The organism is Terrisporobacter sp., from assembly GCF_017888745.1.
Lineage (GTDB): Bacteria > Bacillota > Clostridia > Peptostreptococcales > Peptostreptococcaceae > Terrisporobacter.
This window is the reverse complement of record NZ_JAGHFM010000172.1, coordinates 1-3,147: the sequence shown is the minus strand read 5'-3', so window position 1 is coordinate 3,147 and position 3,147 is coordinate 1. Positions and strand designations below refer to the sequence as shown.

Genomic DNA, 3,147 nt, shown 5'->3' with positions numbered 1-3,147 from the left:
GGAGTAACTAATACACCTTTACTTAATTCATTTGGAACTTGAAATAATGTTTTCTCACATAATGTTCCTGCAACTTTATCTAGTAAACAGTATTCACCTTTCACATACTCCATTTCATATTTATTATCACTTACTAAATTATTTAAGTTAGCACCCTCTAATCCAGACGCATTTATAATCATTTTAGCTTCTATATAATTATTATCTTTTAAAATAAACTTATATTTATTTTTTTGCTTGTGTATGTCCACTACTTCTTTTCCTAATATAAACTCAACACCATTTTCAAAGGCATTTTCAGCTAGGGCTAATGTCATTTCATAAGGACTCACTATCCCTGAATTTTTAACATATAGTGCACCAACTACATCGCAGTTAATATTCTCTTCTAAATCTAGAACTTCTCCCTTTTCTAATATTTCTAATTCATCTATTCCTAAATCATTACCTTGCTCTTTTAGAGACTTTACTCGTTGAAATTCATCTTCATTAAAAGCTAATATTAAAGAGCCATTTCTTTTAAAAGGAAACTCTAATTCTTTTGCTAACTCATCTATTATTTTATTTGCTTCTAAGTTTAATTTAGCTTTTAATGTTCCTTTCTTTTCATTAAATCCTCCATGAATTATTCCACTATTAGCTTTTGATATTCCTTCAGAAATATCTTCATTTTTATCTATTACTGATATATTTAGTTTATATTTTGATAATTCTCTAGCTATTGAACAACCCACTACTCCAGATCCTATTATTATAATATCTTTCAAAATTGTGCCTCCTTAAATCTTATTAAACTTAATATTAACCAAATTATTAAACTTTATTGATAGTACATTATTATAATGCTCATATTATCAATTTTCTATAGAATAATTTCAATATATTGTAAATTTTTCAAATAAAAAATTTGCTTTACTTAAGTTACTCATGGATACTTTACTTCATATGAGCAACATCTTCACCAGTTGCTCAAGGTACAAAGTCGAAAATTATATATTACCTACAGAACAGATAACATATAATTTACTCATAAAAAAAAAACCGTATCTTTTATTTAAGATACGGTTTGTATATGATTTTATTAAGCGGCTAATCCTTTGTTAGATTCTAATTCAGCTCTCTGCTTTTGTTTCTTTTCAATATATAATATTACTCTATCAACAGCTAATCCATTTATTATAACAGCTAATAAAGAGTAAATTCCTTTGTCTAATCCAAATGTAATTGCTCCACAGACAACTACGAATAAATCTACTATCAATAAAGATATCCCTAAGTTTATTGTAGAATACTTATTAAGTATTTTTGCAAGTATATCAGTTCCTCCCGTAGAAGCATTTATAGCAAATGTTATTCCAATACCAATTGCAATTACTATAGTTCCTGATATTACAGCTAAAAATAAATTAGTAGTTAAAGCATATGAGTTCATAACTTTTTCCATAAAATCCATAACAACTGAAAGTGCAAAACTTGCATATATAGTCTTCATACCAAAATCTCCACCAACTAGTAGAAATGCTACTGTGAATAATATTAAATTACCTATAAATACAATTGTACCTACTGATAATACAGGTATATAGTTACTTATAACTAAAGCTAAACCACTTAACCCCCCACCTGCTATCTCATTAGGTGCATAAAAATATTGTATTCCAAAGGCTACTAATATTACACCTATTGTTATAATCATATAATCTTTAATTGTTAATATTATATTATTTTTTTTCATCTCTTAGATTTCCTTTCCATATTAAGAAATTATAATTTTTACAATTTAAAAGTATATTATACTATAATATAAGAAAAAAGTTATTAATTTTTAACGGTAATTGATGTTTTTATTTCCAATAATCTTTTTTATGTAAATAAACTTAATTTATTTATTCTATATACTAAAAATAAAAATTCATCTATTATTTCATTATGATATAATAAAATTTAGGAGTTGATATTATGTTTTTTATTGGTGGCATTTCAAATACAGAAAAAAAATTAGATTTTACTCAAAATATGATTTGTTCACAATGTGAATGTTTTGGTCGGATGGAGGTTTATATATCTTATATGTATTTCAGCCTATTTTTCATTCCTTTATTTAAATGGAATAAAAAATATTATGTCAAAAATACATGCTGTAATTCTATATATTTACTAGATGAAAATATTGGTTCTAAAATCTCTAAAGGAGAAAATATTACAATTAATGATAATGATTTAAAATTATTAAGTAATATTTCTACAAATATCAATAAATGTAATCAGTGTGGATATATAGGACAATCTGATTTTGAATATTGTCCTAAGTGTGGTAATAAATTATAAAAAAGATAATAGCTAAATGAGACTGTATCTAGTTCAAAAAGCTATTATCTTTTTAAATAAAAATATATTTTATGTAAAGTATACATCGGAAAATTCTATACTACACTTATCCATTATCGAGTGATCTTCAATATTATATAACATTATGTCATCAATAGAGTTTATAGTCTTAATAGGTATATAGAATATGAATTCTACACCTTCTTTTACATCTGTATTCAACCATATTTCACCATTATGCATTTGTACTAAAAGTCTCACAAGATATAAACCTATCCCACTACCTTCACTCACTCTTCTTAAGTTATTATCAGCTTGCACAAATCTATCAAATATTTTTTCTGAATATTCCTTAGATATAGGTGGTCCATCATTTCTTACATATACAAATAATTTTTCTTCTTCATGATTAACCTTAACATCAACTTCTATTTGCCCATTTTCATTAGTAAATTTTAATGAATTAGAAATTAGATTTAAAATTATTTTTTCTATCGCATCTGGATTACACGCTAATATTACTTCTTCTTCATCAGTATCAAAAGTAATTTTTTTATTTTTTATATAATCAGAAGTAGATAAAACTATATCTTCAATTATACTGACTATATTATAATTGCCTAATTTCAATTCTTCGTATCCATTATCAAATTTTGTAGTGTCTAGTATATTGTTTACTAACCTTAATACTCTGATAGCACAAGCTTTTCTTAACATTTAAATTTTAAGAGCATAGAGAGACCTGTAATAAATTAATTATAGGTCTTCTATTTTGTTTAAAATATTGGTCATAATTATCCTTAGCATGCCTTTTAATTT

Annotated in this window: 4 protein-coding genes; 1 reads left to right on the top strand and 3 read right to left on the bottom strand. The window is 24.9% G+C overall.

Annotated elements, in window-relative coordinates; translation table 11 throughout:
• A partial coding sequence (locus tag J7G74_RS08505) for an NAD(P)/FAD-dependent oxidoreductase (protein ID WP_297134114.1) occupies positions 1–767 on the bottom strand: 767 nt, incomplete at its 3' end.
• 314 nt (positions 768–1,081) lie between these two features.
• Positions 1,082–1,735, bottom strand: coding sequence for a YitT family protein (locus J7G74_RS08500; RefSeq protein ID WP_297134113.1), 654 nt, complete (start codon positions 1,733–1,735; stop codon positions 1,082–1,084).
• 224 nt (positions 1,736–1,959) lie between these two features.
• Here J7G74_RS08500 and J7G74_RS08495 point away from each other — a divergent pair, with 224 nt between their 5' ends.
• Entirely contained in the window at positions 1,960–2,328 is a 369-nt protein-coding gene (locus tag J7G74_RS08495) for a zinc ribbon domain-containing protein (RefSeq protein WP_297134111.1), read from the top strand.
• A gap of 69 nt (positions 2,329–2,397) precedes the next feature.
• On the opposite strand, the gene J7G74_RS08490 is transcribed toward J7G74_RS08495, so the two are convergent.
• Positions 2,398–3,045, bottom strand: a complete 648-nt coding sequence (locus J7G74_RS08490) for a sensor histidine kinase (protein ID WP_297134109.1) — start codon at positions 3,043–3,045, stop codon at positions 2,398–2,400.
• Positions 3,046–3,147: the final 102 nt, after the last annotated feature.

What these genes read in the sequence shown, in the direction of transcription:
- J7G74_RS08500 (WP_297134113.1), bottom strand. Translation starts at nt 1,735, where the DNA reads ATGAAAAAAAATAATATAATATTAACAATTAAAGATTATATGATTATA.
- J7G74_RS08495 (WP_297134111.1), top strand. Translation starts at nt 1,960, where the DNA reads ATGTTTTTTATTGGTGGCATTTCAAATACAGAAAAAAAATTAGATTTT.
- J7G74_RS08490 (WP_297134109.1), bottom strand. Translation starts at nt 3,045, where the DNA reads ATGTTAAGAAAAGCTTGTGCTATCAGAGTATTAAGGTTAGTAAACAAT.